Raw genomic sequence first — 18,971 nt, 5'->3', positions numbered from 1 at the left:
TAGATGCTTGCGTCTCATGAGATTCCCCCTCAACCTGGCGGAAATTAAACTAAGAGAGAGCTCTATGAACCCTGAGCGTTCCGAACGCATTGAAATCCCCGTCCTGCCATTGCGCGACGTGGTGGTTTATCCGCACATGGTGATCCCGTTATTTGTTGGCCGGGAAAAATCGATTCGGTGCCTCGAAGCCGCAATGGATCACGATAAGAAGATCATGCTGGTGGCACAGAAAGAGGCCTCAACGGATGAACCTGGCATTAACGACTTGTTCTCGGTTGGCACCGTAGCGTCGATCCTGCAGATGCTGAAGCTGCCGGACGGCACGGTAAAAGTGCTGGTCGAGGGGCTGCAGCGCGCGCGCATCACTACGCTGTCCGACAGCGGTGAGCATTTCGCCGCGCAGGCGGAATACCTGGAGTCGCCATCGATCGACGAGCGCGAGCAGGAAGTGCTGGTGCGCACCGCGATCAATCAGTTTGAAGGCTATATCAAGCTGAACAAAAAAATCCCGCCGGAGGTGCTGACCTCACTGAACAGCATCGACGACGCCGCGCGCCTGGCGGACACCATCGCTGCCCACATGCCGCTGAAACTCAGCGACAAGCAGTCGGTGCTCGAGATGTCCGACATCACCGAGCGTCTGGAATACCTGATGGCGATGATGGAATCGGAGATCGACCTGCTGCAGGTTGAGAAACGTATCCGCAACCGCGTCAAGAAGCAGATGGAGAAGAGCCAGCGCGAGTACTATCTGAATGAGCAGATGAAGGCGATTCAGAAAGAACTGGGCGAAATGGACGACGCGCCGGACGAGCACGAAGCGCTGAAGCGCAAGATCGATGCGGCGAAAATGCCGAAAGAGGCGCGCGAGAAAACCGAAGCGGAACTGCAAAAGCTGAAGATGATGTCGCCGATGTCGGCGGAAGCGACCGTGGTGCGCGGCTACATCGACTGGATGCTGCAGGTGCCGTGGAATGCGCGCAGCAAGGTGAAAAAAGACCTGAACAAGGCGCAGGAAGTGCTCGATACCGATCACTACGGCCTTGAGCGCGTCAAGGATCGCATCCTCGAGTACCTCGCGGTTCAGAGCCGCGTCAGCAAAATCAAGGGGCCGATCCTGTGTCTGGTGGGGCCACCGGGCGTGGGTAAAACCTCACTGGGGCAGTCGATCGCCAAAGCGACCGGTCGCCAGTACGTGCGCATGGCGCTGGGCGGCGTGCGTGACGAAGCGGAAATCCGCGGTCACCGTCGTACCTACATCGGTTCGATGCCAGGCAAACTGATCCAGAAGATGGCTAAGGTTGGGGTGAAGAACCCGCTGTTCCTGCTGGATGAGATCGACAAGATGTCTTCCGACATGCGCGGCGATCCGGCTTCCGCTCTGCTGGAGGTGCTGGATCCGGAACAGAACGTGGCGTTCAACGACCACTACCTGGAAGTCGATTACGATCTGTCCGACGTGATGTTCGTTGCCACCTCGAACTCGATGAACATTCCTGCGCCGCTGCTGGACCGTATGGAAGTGATCCGCCTGTCGGGTTACACCGAGGACGAGAAGCTCAACATCGCCAAGCAGCACTTGCTGCCGAAGCAGCTTGAGCGCAACGCGCTGAAAAAAGGCGAGCTGACGGTCGACGACAGCGCCATCATCGGCATCATTCGCTTCTACACCCGCGAAGCCGGGGTGCGTAGCCTGGAGCGTGAAATCTCCAAGCTGTGCCGTAAAGCGGTGAAAACGTTGCTGATGGACAAGAAGCTCAAGCATATCGAGATCAACGGCGACAACCTGAAGGATTACCTGGGCGTGCAGCGCGTCGATTACGGCCGTGCGGATACCGAAAACCGCGTGGGCGAAGTCACCGGGCTGGCGTGGACGGAAGTGGGCGGCGATCTGCTGACCATCGAAACCGCCTGCGTGCCGGGCAAAGGCAAGCTGACCTACACCGGTTCCCTGGGTGAGGTGATGCAGGAATCGATTCAGGCGGCGCTGACCGTGGTGCGTGCGCGCGCGGAGAAATTGGGCATCAACGCCGATTTCTACGAGAAACGCGACATCCACGTGCACGTGCCTGAAGGGGCGACGCCGAAAGACGGCCCGAGCGCCGGTATCGCGATGTGCACCGCGCTCGTCTCCTGCCTGACCGGCAACCCGGTACGCGCCGATGTGGCGATGACCGGCGAGATCACGCTGCGTGGTCAGGTGTTGCCGATCGGCGGCCTGAAAGAGAAGCTGTTGGCGGCGCATCGCGGCGGCATTAAAACCGTGCTGATCCCTTACGAGAACAAGCGCGATTTGGAAGAGATCCCGGACAATGTTATCGCCGATCTGGAGATTCATCCGGTGCAGCGAATCGATGAAGTTTTGAACATTGCGTTGCAAAACCCGGCCTTCGGCGCACTGCCGGTAGCGGCAAAATAGTGACGAATCGCAAAAACCATTGATAAAACTTATACTGGCAAGCCATTTCGGACTTGCCAGTATTTTTTTGTACCGCTAAGTTAGATCTCTGTCGGCCCGCGTTTTGCCACCCAGTCGGTGGCTTGCCAAGGTTCGATGGGATTGATATAACAGCTGCGCTGTCGCAACCGTAGGGATTTTTCGGTGCGACGATAGAATTCTAGAGGGGATGATAGAGTGAATAAGTCACAACTGATCGACAAGATTGCCGCAGGTGCTGATATTTCCAAAGCGGCAGCGGGACGTGCTTTAGACGCAGTAATCGCTTCCGTTACCGACTCTCTGAAAGCAGGGGATGACGTGGCTCTGGTAGGTTTCGGTTCCTTCACCGTGCGTGAACGTTCGGCTCGTACCGGCCGCAACCCGCAGACCGGTAAAGAGATCAAAATCGCGGCAGCCAAAGTACCGGCCTTCCGTGCAGGGAAAGCGCTGAAAGACGCTGTAAACTGATTTAGCGTCTAACCGTTTAGCGTAACAGGGTTTTGTAATAAACAATCACCTGACGCAGCGGTGCTGGTAAGGTAAGATACAAGGCGCATCGGACTGATGCGCTTTTTTTATTTTTGTCGCAGGGAACGCGCCTGCACAAGGGTTGTTAATCCACATCACAGCGGAGTGTTGTCACACTATGATGGACAATTTACGCGCGGCTGCCAATCACGTCGTGCTCAAAATCATCCTGGCCCTGATCATCCTGTCATTCGTTCTGACCGGGGTGGGTAACTACCTGATCGGCGGCTCCGGCGATTATGCTGCGAAAGTAAATGGTCAGACGATCGAACGCGCTCAGCTGGAACAGGCTTTCCAAAGCGAGCGTAGCCGCATGCAGCAGCAGCTGGGTGACCAGTTCTCTGCGCTGGCCGGCAACGAAGGCTACATGCAGCAGATGCGCCGTCAGGTGTTGTCCCAGTTGATCGACAACATGCTGCTTGATCAGTATGCCAAGAAGCTGGGCCTGGCGGTCAGCGACGATCAGATCAAGGACGCCATCCGCAAGGCGCCTTACTTCCAGACCAACGGCCAGTTTGATAACGCCAAATACCTCGACCTGATCGGCCGCATGGGCTACACCGCCGACAACTTCGCGCAGTCGATGCGCCAGCAATTGGTCAATCAGCAGGTGATCCAGGCCTTCGGCGATTCCGGCTTCGTGCTGCCGTCTGAATCGCAAGCGATGGCGGCGTTGGTGCTGCAGGAGCGCGACGTGCGCCTGGCGACTATCGATTTGAAAGCGCTGCAGGCGAAACAGAGCGCCGGCGACGACGAACTGAAGGCGTATTACGATCAGAATAAAAACAGCTTCATCGCACCGGAGCAGGTGAAGGTGAGCTATATCCCGCTGGACGCCGCGTCCATGCAGGACAAGGTGAAAGTGAGCGAAGAGGACATCAGCGCTTACTATGACCAGCACAAGAGCAGCTATGGCCAGCCGGAGCGTAAAAACTACAGCGTGATCCAGCTGAAAACCGAGGCGGAAGCCAACGCGGCGCTGGACGAGCTGAAGAAGGGCGCCGATTTCGCCACCCTGGCGAAAGAAAAATCCACCGACATCATTTCACGCCGTACCGGCGGTGAGCTGGGTTGGCTGGAGCCGGAAACCACCGCCGACGAGCTGAAACAGGCTAACCTGACCGAGAAAGGGCAGCTGTCCGGCGTGGTAAAATCCTCTGTCGGCTTCCTGATCGTGCGTTTGAACGACATCGAACCTGAGAAACTGAAACCGTTGAGCGAAGTGCATGACGCTATCGCCAAGCAGGTGCAGCAGGAGAAAGCGGTAGACGCGTATTACGCGCTGCAGCAGAAGGTGAGCGAAGCGGCGACCAGCGACAACGAATCTCTGGCCTCGGCTGAAGAAGCGGCCGGCGTGAAAGCGGCGCAAAGCGACTGGTTCACCCGCGACAACATTCCCGCCGCGCTGAACTTCAAGCCGGTCGTGCAGGCGATCTTCGACGGCTCGCTGATCGGCGAGAACGGTGCGCCGGGCAGCAACTCTGACGTTATCACCGTAGACGGCGACCGCGCCTTCGTGGTGCGCGTGAGCGGCCACAAGCCGGAAGGCATCGAACCGTTCGACCAGGTGAAAGACCGCGTGGCAGATCTGGTGAAGCGCAACAAGGCGCTGCAGGAAGCGAAACTGCAGGGCGATAAGCTGCTGGTTGAGCTGAAGCAGGGCAAGGGCGACGAGGCGATGAAAGCTGCCGGCCTGAGCTTTGGCGCCGTGCAGAAGATGGCGCGCGCGCCGGAAGACAGCCAGCTGGTGGAGAGCGTGTTCGCGCTGCCGCACCCGCAGGACGGCAAACCGGTGTACGGCATGTCGCAGGATCGCCAGGACAACGTGGTGCTGATCGCACTCGATGCGGTGAAGCCAGGCACGCTGCCGGAAGACGAAATGAAAACCTTCGTCGGCAAGATGGAAGAGGGCGCGACCGGCGTTTCCTTCGATTCGCTGCTGGCGAGCCTGCGTAAAGAAGCCAAAATCAAAATGGGCGCCGCTGAGCAACAGCCGCAGTAATCGCCGCATTTTTCTGCAACGCAGTGCAACAAACAAAGGCCGCTTTCGCGGCCTTTTCCACATCTGATATCCGCCGATTGCTGAATATCCGCCGCCGCGGCAAGGTAGCCGTGCTGTCACACACAAGGAGGATACAGCATGCAACATACAGAGAAAAAAGCGTTATCAGGTTACCGTCATCACGTCAAAGCGGCGCTGACCGCGCTGTTGTTATGCCTCGCGGGGCCAGCCGCCGCGGTAGATAAAGCCGATGCGCCGGCGCCGATGCTCTCAACACCGGCGGGCAATGGCGGGCAATCGGTGATGACCAAGGCAACCGAAGAGGCGGCGGTCAGCATCAATCAGGCCACCGCCGAACAGCTGGCTGCCGCCCTGAGCGGCGTCGGTCTGAAGAAGGCGGAAGGCATCGTGCGCTACCGCGAACAGAACGGGCCATTCACCCAGGTTGAGCAACTGCAGGAGGTGCCGGGCATCGGGCCGGCGCTGTTCGAGAAGAACCGCACTCGGCTGAAAATGTGATCCCGGTCGCGGCTGCGCGGCAAAATGCCGCTGAGGCAACGGCGACTCTGCTACATTTTACAGGTCTTACCAGTTTGGCGCGTTGACCAAACGGGCGAGGGAGCCTCTGCGGCTCCCTCTTTCTGTAATCACCAGGCAGGAGCGATCGTTCCCTATGCAAACCTTTATCAAAGTTCGCGGTTATCACCTTGATGTTTACCAGCACGTTAACAACGCCCGCTATCTGGAGTTTCTGGAAGAGGCGCGCTGGGAGTGGCTGGAAAACGAGGCCGGGTTCCGCTGGATGACGGAAAACAACATCGCTTTCATCGTGGTGAACATCAATATCAATTACCGCAGCCCGGCAGTATTGGGGGATAAGCTGCGTATCGACAGCCAGATGGTGCAGCTCAACGGCAAGAGCGGGGTGCTGAGCCAAAAGGTGACGCAGGATCCGGCGGGGACGTCGGTGGCCGACGCGCTGCTGACTTTCGTGTGCGTCGATCTGAAAACGCAGCGGGCGCTGCCGATTGAAGGCGAATTGCGCGAGCACCTGGAGGCGCTCACGCTGAAGGAAAACCCGCAGTAAACTCACGGGCGGCAGAGGTTGCCGCCGTCACTGCCTCAGGCCAGAGCGGCCTTCTGTTTCAACGCCGCCATCACTTCCGCCTGGTTGGCCCGGTATTGCATCAGGCCATTGGCGCGCAGGTTGCAGGCAGCGCATTCACCACAGCCGTCACCCTTGATGCCGTTGTAACAGGTCAGCGTATCCTGCCGCACGCGATCCAACTGGTGGTAATAATCCGCCAGCGCCCAGGTCTCGGCCTTGTTCAGCCACATCAGCGGCGTTTCGAAGCGGATATCGCGAGCGATGCCCAGCACCACCGCTTTGTTCAGCGCTTTAACGAACTCGTCGCGGCAATCCGGGTAGCCGGAGAAATCGGTTTCACATACGCCGGTGATCACCGCTTCCGCTTCCACCTGGTAGGCGTAGATCGCCGCCAGCGTCAGGAACAGGATATTGCGGCCCGGCACGAAGGTGCTCGGCAACGCATTTTTCTGATTGGGATCGTAGGCGGGAACCGGAATATTGTCGCGCGTCAGGCTGCTGACGGCCAGCTCATTGAGCAGCGTTACGTCCAGCACCTTGTGCGCTTTGGCGCCGAGGGCCACCGACAGCTCTTGAGCCACTTCAATCTCGGCGCGATGGCGCTGGCCATAATCGAACGTGACGCAGTGAACTTCGTCATACTGTTGCAATGCCTGGATCAAGCAGGTCGTGGAGTCTTGTCCACCGCTGAAAACGACAACCGCGCGCTTCATAAAATCACCTTTTTGGACTTTGGCCATTCCCGATACACATGCGGGCGGCAGGATAAAAATTGCGTTGCGGCGACAATAGTAGCAGAAAGGGCCGCCAGGCGCAGGGCGGTTCGGCTCAGGTCGGTGCGTCGTCTACCGGCGGCGGCAGCCACGCCTGGCAAAAATCGAACCAGCCGTGCGCGGTCAGCGTCACGCCATGCATGCGCGGCGGCGCGCTGATCTGATACTGGTAGTGGAACAGCGGCGTGATGATGGCGGCGGCCATCAGCCGTTGGTAATAGGCCTGCAGCCGCTCGAAGCGCGGTTGCTGCGCCTGCAGCTGCTGGATCTGCTGCAGCGTCTCCTGTTGCTGCTGCCAGCGGCTTTCCGTCAGGATGCCGCGCCACAGCGTATCCTGCCGCAGCCAGCTCTCCAGCGTCGCCTCAGGCGCTTCGCCGATCAGGTTGTCCGCCAACAGCAGGTCGGCCTGGGCGATCTGTTCCTCGCTTTGCCAGCGCTTGCCGGCGTAGTAGCGCACCTCCAGCTCGCAGCCGTGCTGCGCCAACAGCTGTTGCAGCGCGACCGTCACCGTTTCCAGCTCGACCGGCGGCCGATACAGCAGCGTCAGCCGGGCAGGCAGGGGGACATCTTCTTCAATCTGTTGGCTGGGAATGCGCCAGCCGGGCAGCATTTCATGGCTGGGGGTGATCACGCTGTTGGGGATCGGCAGATGGTTCAGCAGGCCTGACTGCTGGATCAGCATCAGCAGCTTTTGCCCCTGGGCTTCGCTCAGCACGCCGTGGCGCAGGTTCAGCGCCAAATAACACCAGCCCAGGCTCATGCTGCGCTGTACCGGCCGGGCCTGCGCCAAATCGTCTTGCTGACCGATGGTGATGCGCACCGGATGCTGGCAGCTGGCGTCGGCGCCGGCGGTGGGCAGATCGGGGGTGATCCAGTATTCGATGGTGTCCAGATACGGATGCTGCAGATGGTAACCGGCGTGCTGTTCTAGCCGCACCAGCTGCGGTTCATTCAACGTCAGTTTGAACGGGCCGGCGCCGATGGCCGGCAGCTCCGGATGGGTCATCAGACAAGGCAGCTCCGCCAGCCGGTGGGCCAGCCAATAGTCCGGCAACTGCAGATCAAACTGAATGCACAGCGGATGCGGCAGGCTGATGTTCGCGACGTTGGCCAAGCTGGGTTGGCTACGCGGGTGGCGCTGCAGTTTTTCCAGCGTTTGCAGCAACTGGTGGCCGGTCAGCGGTTCACCGTTGTGCCAGCGCAGCTGGCTGCGCAGAAAGAAGCGCCAGCGCAGGCCGCGATCGTCAATCTGCCAGTGGTGCGCCAGATCGGGCTGCGGTTCCGGGTTACCGGTCACCAGGCGCGTCAGCCCGGCGTGCAGGGTCGACACCAGATGTTGTTCGGCACGGCCGGTCAGCGTGAGCGGGTCGAGCGCTTCCAGCGTGCGGTAATAGGGAATGCGCAGCGTCGGGCTGCCGGCCTGCCATTGCCCGCCGAGGTGCGGGCTGAGCAGATCCTGCAGGTGCTGCGGATCGAGTTGCGCCATCTCCAGCGCCCCCTGATGGTTGCCCTGTTGCAGTAGCTGTTGCAGTAGCTGCGCGCGCAGTTCATCCGGGGTTTTCAGGCAGTGCAGGCGAGCGCGTTTGCCGCGGCCGGGCTGCGAATGCCAGCTCAACCAGCCTTGATCCTGCAGTTGCTGCACCAGCGTGCGGGCGTGCCGCTCGCTGCAGTAGAACATCGCCGCTAGTTCGCCGATGGTCACGGCGACCGGCGCGCTGCCGAGCTGATGGTACAGGCGTTGATATTGGCTGAGACGGTGAACCAGGCGCATGAGTAGAAATCCGGAACAGTTTTCTCAAATTGTTCACTATTACTTCCGCAAATGCCATCCCATACTGCAGTGATTGTAATCGCGTTCACATTCAGAGGTCTCTATGTATCGCCTGGCAGCTTTCGATATGGACGGCACGCTGTTGATGCCGGATCACCGGGTTGGCCCGGAAACGCTGGCGGTGCTGAACCAGCTGGTGGAACGGGAGATGGTGGTGACGTTCGCCACCGGACGGCACTACCTCGATGCGCAACCGATCATGGCGCAGCTGGGGCTGCAGGGCTACCTGATCACCGGCAATGGCACGCGGGTGTATGACAACCGCGGCCAACAGCTGCATGCCACCGATCTGCCGGCGGCGGTCGCCGAAGAGGTGCTGCATCATCATTGGCGCACCTGCGCCAGCATGCATGTGTTCCGCGACGAAGGTTGGCTGACCGAATTCCCCGTGCCGGAAGAGATGCTGCGGGCGCATCACCTGAGCGGCTTTCGTTTTCAGTTGGCCGACGTGCGCCGCCTGCCGGCGTTCGGCAACAGCAAGGTGTGTTTTGTCGCGCCGCATGAGGAATTGCTGGCCTTGCAGGTGCAGCTGCGGGCACAGCTGGGTGGTGAGGCCGATCTGTGCTTTTCCGCCTACGACTGCCTGGAGGTGTTGCCGCTCGGTTGCAACAAGGGTACGGCGCTGGACCGGCTGAGCCGCCATCTGGGGCTGACGATGGCCGACTGCATGGCGTTCGGCGACGCAATGAACGACAAAGAGATGCTGGGGGCGGTGGGGCACGGCGTGGTGATGGGCAACGCCCTGCCGCAGCTGAAATCCCTGCTGCCGCAGCTACCGGTTATCGGCCATTGCCAGCAACAGGCGGTGGCCCACTATTTACAACATTGGCTGCGTTCACCTTGCCTCACCTATTCCCCCGAAGAATGAGGTTCTCCTTACAGCCGGCCGGGTATGACTACCCGGCTTTTTTTTACCTAACGCCTGGCGTTACAAATCCGCCAGCTGCGCCAGATACGGCTGCAGATCGCCGATGTTGTTGCTGACCCATTCCGGGTTGTAATAGGTATCCAGGTAACGCTCACCGCTGTCGCACAGCAGGGTGACGATCGATCCTTGCTCGCCGTTTTCCCGCATCTGCTTCGCCAACTGCAGCGCACCCCAAACGTTGGTGCCGGTAGAGGCGCCAACCTTGCGGCCCAGCACGCCTTCCAGCCAGTGAATGGTGGCGACGCTGGCAGCATCCGGCACGCGCAGCATGTTGTCGACCACCGATGGGATGAACGACGGCTCGGCGCGTGGGCGGCCGATGCCTTCGATACGGCTGCCGCAGCTGCCGATCAGGGTGCGATCGCCGTGGTGGAAGCAGTCATAGAACACCGAGTTTTCCGGATCGACCACCGTCAACCGGGTGTCGTGCCCCTGATAGCGGATGTAGCGCCCCAGCGTGGCGGAGGTGCCGCCGGTGCCGGCGCTCATTACGATGTGTTTCGGCACCGGGAAGGGTTCGCGCGCCATCTGGCGGAAGATGCTGTCGGCGATGTTGTTGTTGCCGCGCCAGTCGGTGGCGCGCTCGGCGTAGGTGAACTGATCCATATAGTGGCCGTTCAGCTCTTTCGCCAGCTGTTCGGAGGCGGCGTAGATCTGGGCGGCGTGATCGACGAAGTGACAGCGGCCGCCGTAAAAGGCGATCTGTTCCACCTTGCGGCGCGCGGTGCAGGACGGCATCACCGCGATGAACGGCAGGCCGATCAGGCGAGCGAAGTAGGCTTCGGACACCGCGGTGCTGCCGGAGGAGGCCTCGATAATGGTGGTGTTCTCGGTGATCCAGCCGTTGCACAGGCCATAAAGGAACAGCGAGCGCGCCAGGCGGTGTTTCAGGCTGCCGGTCGGGTGGGTGCTCTCATCTTTCAGGTACAGGCAGATGCCGGGAAACGCCGGCAGGTTCAGGCGAATTAGGTGCGTATCGGCGGAGCGTTGAAAATCCGCTTCTATTTCACCGATAGCATATTTTACCCAAGAGTTTGTCATGATTTGGCCTCAGAATAGGGGGCTGATTTATGGCGTAGCATAGCCTGTCGGAGGGAAAAAAGGATTGCCATTTTTCCTGTTTAATCGCCTAATGAGAGAAAATTTTTCTCCTGGTGGCCGCTATGTTAGATAAAACAGACCGTAAGCTGCTGTGCATGCTGCAGCAAGATTGCACCCAGTCGCTGCAGGCGCTGGCGGATGCGGTCAATTTGACCTCGACGCCGTGCTGGAAACGCCTGAAGCGTCTGGAAGACGAGGGCTATATCCGCGGTCGGGTGGCCTTGCTGGATAATGAAAAGCTCGGCCTGGGGCTGACGGCGTTCGTGCTGATCAAAACCCAGCAGCACAGCAGCGAGTGGTATCAGGCTTTTGTGCAGCTGACCAGCCAGATGCCCGAGGTGCTGGCGTTTTACCGCATGGCGGGAGAGTACGACTACCTGATGCAGGTCGAAGTGGCGGACATGAAAAGCTACGACGGCTTTTATAAGCGTCTGGTGAACGGCGTACCGGGCCTCATCGACGTCACCTCGAGCTTTGCCATGGAAAAAATCAAATACACCACCGCGCTGCCGGTGCCGGAGTGAAAAGTTCACCGGACGGGCGGCTCAACGGTGGTATCCTGCTCTGCTGAAGCAGAAAAAGAGACAAATCCCATAAAACCCTGGAATCAAACTGCGTGAGATTATTTGCTCAAATCGGCTGGTACTTCCGCCGGGAGTGGCGCCGCTACCTCGGGGCGGTGGTGCTGCTGATCTTCATCGCCATCCTGCAACTGCTGCCGCCTAAGCTGGTCGGCATCATCGTGGACGGCGTCACCGAAAAACAGATGTCCACCGGCGTGCTGATGGCCTGGCTCGGGTTGATGATCGGTACCGCGATCGTCGTTTACCTGCTGCGCTATGTGTGGCGGGTGTTGCTGTTCGGCGCGTCCTACCAGCTCGCGGTCGAGCTGCGCGAAAACTTTTACCGTCAGCTCAGCCGGCAAAACCCCGCGTTTTACCTGCGTCACCGCACTGGCGATCTGATGGCGCGCGCCACCAACGATGTGGATCGCGTGGTATTCGCCGCCGGTGAAGGCGTGCTGACGCTGGTGGATTCGCTGGTGATGGGGTTGGTGGTGTTGGTGGTGATGAGCACCCAAATCAGCTGGCAACTGACAGTGCTGGCGTTGATCCCGATGCCGTTGATGGCGATCGCCATCAAATATTACGGCGATCAGCTGCACCAGCGCTTTAAATCGGCACAGGCGGCGTTTTCCAGCCTGAACGATCAGGCGCAGGAAAGCATGACCAGCATCCGCATGATCAAGGCCTTCGGGCTGGAAGATCACCAATCCAACCGCTTCGCCGAGGTGGCGGCGCAGACCGGGGCCAAGAACATGCACGTGGCGCGGGTGGATGCGCGCTTCGATCCGACCATTTATATCGCCATCGGTGCGTCTAACCTGCTGGCTATTGGCGGCGGCAGCTGGATGGTGGTGAACGGTTCGCTGACGCTCGGGCAACTGACCAGCTTTGTGATGTATCTCGGCCTGATGATCTGGCCGATGCTGGCACTGGCCTGGATGTTCAACATCGTCGAACGCGGCAGCGCGGCCTACAGCCGCATCCGCAGCCTGCTTGATGAGGCGCCGGCGGTGCAGGATGGCCCACAGGCGCTGCCGGCCGGGCGCGGCGTGCTGGACGTGGATATCCGCGCGTTCCACTACCCGGAAAACCCACACCCGGCGCTGCATGACGTGACGCTGACGCTGAAACCGGGGCAGATGCTGGGGCTGTGCGGGCCGACCGGGGCCGGCAAGTCGACGCTGTTGTCGCTGATCCAGCGTCAGTTCGACGTCGACCAAGGGCAGATCCGCTATCACGGCCTGCCGTTGCCGCAGGTCAAACTCGACGACTGGCGTTCGCGACTGTCGGTGGTGAGCCAAACGCCGTTCCTGTTCTCCGATACCGTGGCGAACAACATCGCGCTGGGCCATCCGGGCGCGACGCAGGCGCAGATCGAACAGGCAGCGCGGCTGGCCAGCGTCCATGAGGACATTCTGCGGCTGCCGCAAGGCTATGACACCGAGGTGGGCGAACGCGGCGTGATGTTGTCGGGCGGGCAGAAACAGCGCATCTCCATTGCGCGTGCGCTGCTGCTGGATGCAGAGATCTTGATCCTCGACGACGCGCTGTCGGCGGTGGACGGCCGTACCGAACACCAAATCCTGCACAACCTGCGCAGCTGGGGGCAAGATCGCACGGTGATCATCAGCGCGCACCGGCTGTCGGCATTGACCGAAGCCAGCGAGATCCTGGTGATGCAGCACGGCGGTGTAGCGCAGCGCGGCGATCCGGCGGCGCTGGCGGCGCAGCCGGGCTGGTATCGCGATATGTACCGTTATCAGCAGCTGGAAGCGGCGCTGGACGAAGCGCCGGAAAACGGCGAGGAGGCGTTGGCCGATGAATAAAGTGCAAAAGCTGTGGCCGACGCTGAAGCGGCTGCTGGCCTACGGCTCGCCGTACCGCAAACCGCTGGGGCTGGCGGTGCTGATGCTGTGGATAGCGGCGGCGGCGGAAGTCGCCGGGCCGATCCTGGTCAGCTATTTTATCGATAATTACGTCGCCAAAGGGCAACTGCCGCTGATGATTGTCGGCGGGCTGGCGGCGGCCTACATTCTGCTGGAGCTGCTGGCGGCGGCGCTGCACTACTTCCAGGCGCTGTTGTTCAACCAGGCGGCGGTGGGCGTGGTGCAGCGGTTGCGTACCGACGTGATGGACGCCGCGCTGCGCCAACCGCTCAGCGCCTTTGACACACAACCGGTCGGGCAATTGATCTCGCGCGTTACCAACGACACCGAAGTGATCAAGGATCTGTACGTGATGGTGGTCTCCACGGTGCTGAAAAGCGCCGCGCTGATCGGCGCCATGCTGGTGGCGATGTTCAGCCTCGACTGGCGCATGGCGCTGGTGGCTATCTGCATCTTCCCGGCGGTGTTCGTGGTGATGGGCATCTATCAATACTACAGCACGCCGATTGTGCGCCGGGTGCGCAGTTATCTGGCGGACATCAACGACGGTTTCAACGAAGTGATCAACGGCATGGGCGTGATTCAGCAGTTCCGCCAGCAGGTGCGCTTCGGCGAGCGCATGAGCGCCGCCAGCCAGTCGCATTATCTTGCGCGCATGCAGACCCTGCGGCTCGACGGTTTTCTGCTGCGGCCGCTGCTCAGCCTGTTTTCGGCGCTGGTGCTGTGCGGCCTGTTGATGCTGTTCGGCTTCAGCGGCGAGGGCGTGATTGGCGTCGGCGTCCTCTACGCCTTCATCAACTACCTGGGGCGTCTGAATGAACCGCTGATCGAGCTGACGTCACAGCAGTCGATCCTGCAGCAGGCGGTGGTGGCCGGCGAACGCATTTTCGAGCTGATGGATCGCAGCCAGCAGAGTTACGGTGCCGACGATCGTCCTCTGGCCGGTGGCCGCATCGACATCACCGATCTGAGCTTCGCTTACCGTGCGGACAAAAAGGTGCTGCAGCATATTTCGCTGGCGGTGCCCTCACGCGGCTTCGTGGCGCTGGTCGGGCATACCGGCAGCGGCAAGAGCACCTTGGCCAACTTGCTGATGGGCTATTACCCGGTCAGCGAGGGGGAAGTGCGTCTCGATGGACGCCCGATATCCAGCCTGTCGCACCGCACGCTGCGTCAGGGCGTAGCGATGGTGCAGCAGGATCCGGTGGTGATCGCCGATTCGGTACTGGCCAACGTCACGTTGGGGCGTAACATCGAGGAAGACGCCGTTTGGCGGGCGCTGGAAACGGTGCAGCTGGCGAGTCTGGTGCGCGGCTTCCCGCAGGGTATCCACACCCGCCTGGGGGAGCAGGGCAATAACCTGTCGGTCGGGCAGAAACAGCTGCTGGCGATGGCGCGGGTCTTGGTGCAGGCGCCGCAGATCCTGATTCTCGACGAGGCGACCGCCAACATCGATTCGGGCACCGAGCAGGCTATCCAGCGGGCGCTGCGTGCGATCCGCGAGCACACCACGCTGGTGGTGATCGCCCACCGCCTCTCAACCATCGTCGATGCCGATTCCATTCTGGTGCTGCATCGTGGCCACGCGGTGGAGCAGGGCAACCATCAACAGCTGCTGGCGCAGCAGGGGCGCTACTACCAGATGTATCAACTGCAGCTGGCGGGCGAGCAGTTGGCGGAAGCGGTGCGCGAGGAGAGCCAACTCGCCTGATCCCACGGGCCGCATTCGCGGCCCTTATTTTTCCCAACGCACCACAAGCAGGCAACTCGCCCAAGCTACGCCCCCTTTCTGCACTTTTTCGACGCGATGCGCACCAAATTAGTGCGCATTATTTAACCCATTCAAGGTATCGGCGCTGCGCTGCGTCGCGGCGGTGCCCGCGTGTGCGCTAATCCGCTGAATCGTCATGCAAAATTAAATTTGGCACAGCCCTTGCTACATATGACGCGTACCAGGGGTGAGTTTGGGCTTAATTCGTGGAGGGGCAATATGAAGCTGGTGACCGTGGTAATCAAACCGTTCAAGCTGGAGGATGTGCGCGAGGCTCTGTCCTCCGTGGGCATTCAGGGGTTGACCGTAACCGAAGTGAAGGGCTTTGGCCGCCAGAAGGGGCATGCCGAGCTGTATCGCGGCGCCGAATATAACGTCAACTTCTTGCCCAAGGTCAAAATCGATATCGCTATCGCCGACGATCAGTTGGATGAAGTGGTTGATGTGATTAGCAAAGCCGCCTACACCGGTAAAATCGGCGACGGCAAAATTTTCGTTGCCGAGTTGCAACGCGTGATCCGCATTCGCACCGGCGAAACCGACGAATCGGCACTGTAACCACGAACTCAGTTAAGCAATGGGGATGGATTGATAATGAAAAGACTGTTATCCATGTTGGGCCTGAGTTCGGTAACCCTGGTTCCTTCTTTGGCCCTGGCCGCCCCGGCGGTCGCCGATAAGGCCGACAACGCCTTTATGATGATCTGCACCGCGTTGGTGCTGTTCATGACGCTGCCGGGCATCGCGCTGTTTTACGGCGGCCTGCTGCGCGGCAAAAACGTGCTGTCGATGCTGACGCAGGTCACCGTCACCTTCGCGCTGGTCTGCGTGCTGTGGGTGCTGTATGGCTACAGCCTGGCGTTCAGCGAAGGCAATGCGGTGTTCGGCGGATTCGAGACGGCGATGCTGAAAGGCATCGGCATCGACAGCGTCACTGGCAGCATCAGCCAGATGATCCACGTCGCTTTCCAGGCCTCCTTCGCCTGCATTACCGTGGCGCTGGTGGTGGGGGGCTTCGCCGAACGCATTCGCTTCTCGGCGGTGCTGATCTTCGCGATCCTGTGGTTCACCCTGTCTTACCTGCCGATCGCGCACATGGTGTGGGGCGGTGGCTATCTGGCCACCGACGGCGCGCTGGACTTCGCCGGCGGCACCGTGGTACACATCAACGCCGCCAGCGCGGGGCTGATCGGCGCCTATCTGCTCGGCAAACGCGCCGGCTTCGGTAAAGAGGCGTTCAAACCGCACAACCTGCCGATGGTGTTTACCGGGGCGTCCATCCTGTATATCGGCTGGTTCGGTTTCAACGCCGGTTCCGCCAGCGCGGCCAACGGCATCGCGGCCCTGGCATTCCTCAACACGGTGGTGGCTACCGCGGGCGCCATTCTCTCCTGGACCTTCGCAGAGTGGGTGCTGCGCGGCAAGCCTTCGCTGCTGGGCGCCTGCTCTGGCATGATCGCCGGGCTGGTTGCGGTGACGCCGGCGGCGGGCACCGTGGGCGTGGGTGGGGCGTTGATCATCGGCCTGGTGGGCGGCGTTGCCGGCCTGTGGGGCGTCGTGACGTTGAAGAAATGGCTGAAAGTGGACGACACCTGCGACGTGTTCGGCGTGCACGGGGTGTGCGGCATTGTCGGCTGTCTGCTGACCGGCGTGTTCACCGCTTCTTCCCTCGGTGGCACCGGCTATGCCGAAGGCGTGACGATGGGCCATCAGGTGTGGATCCAGCTGCTGAGCGTCGTGATTACGCTGGTGTGGTCAAGCGTCGCCGCCTTTATCGCCTTCAAGATTGCGGGCGCGATGGTGGGGCTGAGAGTACCGGAAGAGCAGGAGCGCGAAGGGCTGGATGTCAACAGCCACGGCGAGAGCGCCTACAACCAATAAGACTCGAAGCAGGGCAGTGCGCGAAAGACTAAAATAATGATGAAGCAAAAAGGGGCGATGGAAACATCGCCCCTTACTTTATATTGCGGATTAGGCGTCGCGCTGGCGAATCACCCCTTCCTGCACGGTGGTGGCGACCAGTACGCCGTCGCGAGTGTAGATCTGGCCGCGCACAAAGCCCCGTGCGCCGGAGGCGGAGGAGCTCTCCACCGCGTACAGCAACCAGTCATCCATACGGAACGGACGGTGGAACCACATTGAGTGGTCAATGGTGGCCACCTGCATGCCCGGCTCGAGGAAGCCGACGCCGTGTGGCTGCAGCGCCGTCGGCAGGAAGTTAAAGTCCGACGCGTAGCCCAGCAGATATTGGTGGATGCGCTGATCGTCCGGCATGCTGCCGTTGGCACGGAACCACACGTAGCGATGCGGCTCTTCCACGCTGCCTTTCAACGGATTGTGGAATTTCACCGGGCGCATTTCGATCGGCTTCTGGCCGATAAATTTTTCGCGCACTTTTTCCGGCAGCATATGCGCCAGCTTCTGGGCGATCTCTGACTCGGACAGCAGCCCTTCTGGAGGCGGCACGTCCGGCATCAGGTTCTGGTGCTCGAAACCGGTTTCCGGGCTTTGGAAAGAGGCGGTCATATAGAAAATAGGTTTGCCGTGCTGAATAGCGCTGACGCGACGGGCGCTGAAGCTGTTGCCGTCGCGCAGGGTTTCTACGTCGTAAACGATGGGTTTGCTGCTGTCGCCCGGGCGCAGAAAGTAGCTGTGGAACGAGTGCACGCTGCGCTCGTCCGGCACCGTCTGCTTGGCGGCGTAGAGCGCCTGGCCGACAACCTGTCCACCGAACACCTGGCGCAGCCCCAGATCTTCGCTTTGGCCGCGAAACAGCCCTTCTTCGATTTTCTCCAGATCCAGCAGATCAAGGAGGTTTTGCAATGCCTGGCTCATAAAATTGTTACCTTTCTAATAATCATTTTGCGCAGTGTGCGGAATATCACGGCGTGGCGTCAACATTTTGCATTACAGGGCCGATGAGAATGCTCTTAATCGTGGGCGCCCTGGGCTGTTTAAGTGATTAATAGGCGGGGTAAAGTGGATTTATCAGTGTTTTGTGCTAGGTTTAATAAGTGCGGTGGTGAAAGCCACCAACATGTTGATAATAAAAAAGGAGACCGATCCATGAAACTCTGGCAAATCGTAGGCGGTGCCGCGGCACTGACGATCACGCTGGCAGGATGCGCGCAAAAGAGTGCTGATGTGCCTACACAGGCGGCCGGTAATCCGGCGGCTGCGCAAACGCAGATTCAAGGCCCGGCGGTGACAGGTTCGGTTAATATACGTCAGCGTATTGCGCTGCCGCCGGACGCCGTACTGACGGTCACCCTCTCTGACGCCTCGCTGGCGGATGCACCGTCCAAAGTGATTGCACAGCGCGCGATACGTACTGAAGGGCAACAGGCGCCATTCAACTTTACGCTACCGTACAATCCGTCCGACATCCAACCGAATGCGCGTATCATTCTGAGCGCGGCGGTGACGGTCAACGGGCGACTGATGTTTATTACCGACACTATCCAGGAAGTGGTTAACCGCAACGGTACTCGCGCCGATCTGCTGCTGGTTCCGGTTCAGGGTGTACCGATTCAGGCTGCGCCAACCGCCATGCAGTAAATTTCCTGCGGTACAGCAAGATGAAATCAACAGCCTTTGCGCTTCGGCCAAAGGCTGTTTTGTTTTACCAGCGCCAGCCGTAGCGCTCGAAATCGACCGTGCTGTGCGGGCCGAAAATAATCCCTTCCGCCAGCAGTGCCTGCCGTTGCCGTTGAAAATCCTCCCCCTGCTGCGAGATCTGTCCGTGCCGGTTGATCACCCGGTGCCAGGGCAGCGCGCTGCCTTCCGGCAAACGCCGCAGCACGCCGCCAACCTGGCGCGCGGCGCGCGGTGAACCGGCCAGCCGGGCGACTTCGCCGTAGGTGGTGACTTTGCCGTAAGGAATGGCGGCCACGATGTGGAATACCCGCTGGCTGAAAGAGGCGTCTTCTGGTTGCATATTGCTGTTCCTGCGCGAGTCAAAACCCAGGCGAAGAGTGTGCCACAGTGCAGGTGGGTAAGAAAACAGCGGTTAGCCCCGGTTGGCTTGCTATTTGGCG

17 protein-coding genes are annotated in these 18,971 nt (G+C 60.3%); 12 read left to right on the top strand and 5 right to left on the bottom strand.

The genetic code is table 11. The annotated features are described in order from the left end of the window. The first annotated feature begins 64 nt into the window (after positions 1-64). The 5 genes from lon (at position 65) to ACJ8J5_RS21410 (ending at position 6,057) form a co-directional block, all read left to right on the top strand. On the top strand, positions 65-2,419 hold the full coding sequence (gene lon, locus ACJ8J5_RS21430; RefSeq protein WP_025301766.1) for an endopeptidase La: 2,355 nt from the start codon (positions 65-67) through the stop codon (positions 2,417-2,419). A gap of 216 nt (positions 2,420-2,635) precedes the next feature. After that, positions 2,636-2,908, top strand: a complete 273-nt coding sequence (hupB, locus tag ACJ8J5_RS21425; protein WP_004940351.1) for a nucleoid-associated protein HU-beta — start codon at positions 2,636-2,638, stop codon at positions 2,906-2,908. Positions 2,909-3,086: 178 nt separating this feature from the next. Next, on the top strand, positions 3,087-4,970 hold the full coding sequence (gene ppiD, locus ACJ8J5_RS21420; protein ID WP_414104755.1) for a peptidylprolyl isomerase: 1,884 nt from the start codon (positions 3,087-3,089) through the stop codon (positions 4,968-4,970). A 138-nt stretch (positions 4,971-5,108) separates the two neighbouring features. Continuing rightward, positions 5,109-5,489 carry a ComEA family DNA-binding protein gene (locus tag ACJ8J5_RS21415; RefSeq protein WP_043135650.1) on the top strand — a complete coding sequence of 127 codons (381 nt, stop codon included), beginning with the start codon at positions 5,109-5,111 and terminating at the stop codon, positions 5,487-5,489. A gap of 154 nt (positions 5,490-5,643) precedes the next feature. Continuing rightward, a complete protein-coding gene (locus ACJ8J5_RS21410) occupies positions 5,644-6,057 on the top strand; it encodes an acyl-CoA thioesterase (protein WP_049206198.1) in 414 nt (137 codons plus the stop codon). Between the two features lie 35 nt (positions 6,058-6,092). Here ACJ8J5_RS21410 and queC read toward each other — a convergent pair whose 3' ends face one another. Both queC and ACJ8J5_RS21400 read right to left on the bottom strand, forming a co-directional pair. Further along, on the bottom strand, positions 6,093-6,791 hold the full coding sequence (gene queC / locus ACJ8J5_RS21405; RefSeq protein WP_049296013.1) for a 7-cyano-7-deazaguanine synthase QueC: 699 nt from the start codon (positions 6,789-6,791) through the stop codon (positions 6,093-6,095). A gap of 115 nt (positions 6,792-6,906) precedes the next feature. Next, entirely contained in the window at positions 6,907-8,622 is a 1,716-nt protein-coding gene (locus ACJ8J5_RS21400; protein ID WP_043135653.1) for an SgrR family transcriptional regulator, read from the bottom strand. A 103-nt stretch (positions 8,623-8,725) separates the two neighbouring features. Between ACJ8J5_RS21400 and cof the strand changes: the two genes are divergently transcribed. Then, positions 8,726-9,550 (top strand): HMP-PP phosphatase, encoded by an 825-nt coding sequence (gene cof / locus ACJ8J5_RS21395; protein ID WP_025301772.1) that lies wholly within the window; start codon positions 8,726-8,728, stop codon positions 9,548-9,550. A 60-nt stretch (positions 9,551-9,610) separates the two neighbouring features. Here cof and ACJ8J5_RS21390 read toward each other — a convergent pair whose 3' ends face one another. Next, positions 9,611-10,651, bottom strand: a complete 1,041-nt coding sequence (locus tag ACJ8J5_RS21390) for a PLP-dependent cysteine synthase family protein (RefSeq protein WP_025301773.1) — start codon at positions 10,649-10,651, stop codon at positions 9,611-9,613. A 122-nt stretch (positions 10,652-10,773) separates the two neighbouring features. Here ACJ8J5_RS21390 and ACJ8J5_RS21385 point away from each other — a divergent pair, with 122 nt between their 5' ends. The 5 genes from ACJ8J5_RS21385 to amtB all read left to right on the top strand — a co-directional run bounded on the left by ACJ8J5_RS21385 (position 10,774) and on the right by amtB (position 16,815). Further along, positions 10,774-11,235: an Lrp/AsnC family transcriptional regulator gene (locus ACJ8J5_RS21385; protein WP_004940330.1), complete on the top strand. Its 462-nt coding sequence runs from the start codon at positions 10,774-10,776 to the stop codon at positions 11,233-11,235. Positions 11,236-11,327: 92 nt separating this feature from the next. Then, positions 11,328-13,103: a multidrug efflux ABC transporter permease/ATP-binding subunit SmdA gene (gene smdA, locus ACJ8J5_RS21380; RefSeq protein ID WP_414104754.1), complete on the top strand. Its 1,776-nt coding sequence runs from the start codon at positions 11,328-11,330 to the stop codon at positions 13,101-13,103. Continuing rightward, the gene (gene smdB, locus ACJ8J5_RS21375; protein ID WP_060432558.1) at positions 13,096-14,874 is read left to right on the top strand and encodes a multidrug efflux ABC transporter permease/ATP-binding subunit SmdB; all 1,779 of its coding nucleotides are present in this window, start codon (positions 13,096-13,098) and stop codon (positions 14,872-14,874) included. The genes smdA and smdB overlap by 8 nt, the downstream gene beginning before the upstream one ends. Positions 14,875-15,153: 279 nt before the next feature. Then, a complete protein-coding gene (gene glnK, locus ACJ8J5_RS21370) occupies positions 15,154-15,492 on the top strand; it encodes a P-II family nitrogen regulator (RefSeq protein ID WP_004940327.1) in 339 nt (112 codons plus the stop codon). Between the two features lie 36 nt (positions 15,493-15,528). Then, positions 15,529-16,815, top strand: a complete 1,287-nt coding sequence (amtB, locus tag ACJ8J5_RS21365; protein ID WP_038628958.1) for an ammonium transporter AmtB — start codon at positions 15,529-15,531, stop codon at positions 16,813-16,815. Between the two features lie 90 nt (positions 16,816-16,905). Here amtB and tesB read toward each other — a convergent pair whose 3' ends face one another. Further along, on the bottom strand, positions 16,906-17,769 hold the full coding sequence (tesB, locus tag ACJ8J5_RS21360; RefSeq protein ID WP_016928847.1) for an acyl-CoA thioesterase II: 864 nt from the start codon (positions 17,767-17,769) through the stop codon (positions 16,906-16,908). A gap of 231 nt (positions 17,770-18,000) precedes the next feature. Between tesB and ACJ8J5_RS21355 the strand changes: the two genes are divergently transcribed. Continuing rightward, the gene (locus tag ACJ8J5_RS21355; RefSeq protein WP_025301777.1) at positions 18,001-18,492 is read left to right on the top strand and encodes a YbaY family lipoprotein; all 492 of its coding nucleotides are present in this window, start codon (positions 18,001-18,003) and stop codon (positions 18,490-18,492) included. Between the two features lie 64 nt (positions 18,493-18,556). Here the strand turns inward: ACJ8J5_RS21355 and ACJ8J5_RS21350 are convergent, their stop codons facing one another. Next, the gene (locus ACJ8J5_RS21350; RefSeq protein WP_025301778.1) at positions 18,557-18,871 is read right to left on the bottom strand and encodes an MGMT family protein; all 315 of its coding nucleotides are present in this window, start codon (positions 18,869-18,871) and stop codon (positions 18,557-18,559) included. Between the last annotated feature and the right edge of the window lie 100 nt (positions 18,872-18,971).

It is taken from the genome of Serratia sp. CY43202 (genome assembly GCF_052168755.1).
In the GTDB taxonomy this organism is placed as follows: Bacteria; Pseudomonadota; Gammaproteobacteria; order Enterobacterales; family Enterobacteriaceae; genus Serratia; species Serratia bockelmannii.
This window is presented reverse-complemented; position numbering and strand designations above follow the sequence as displayed.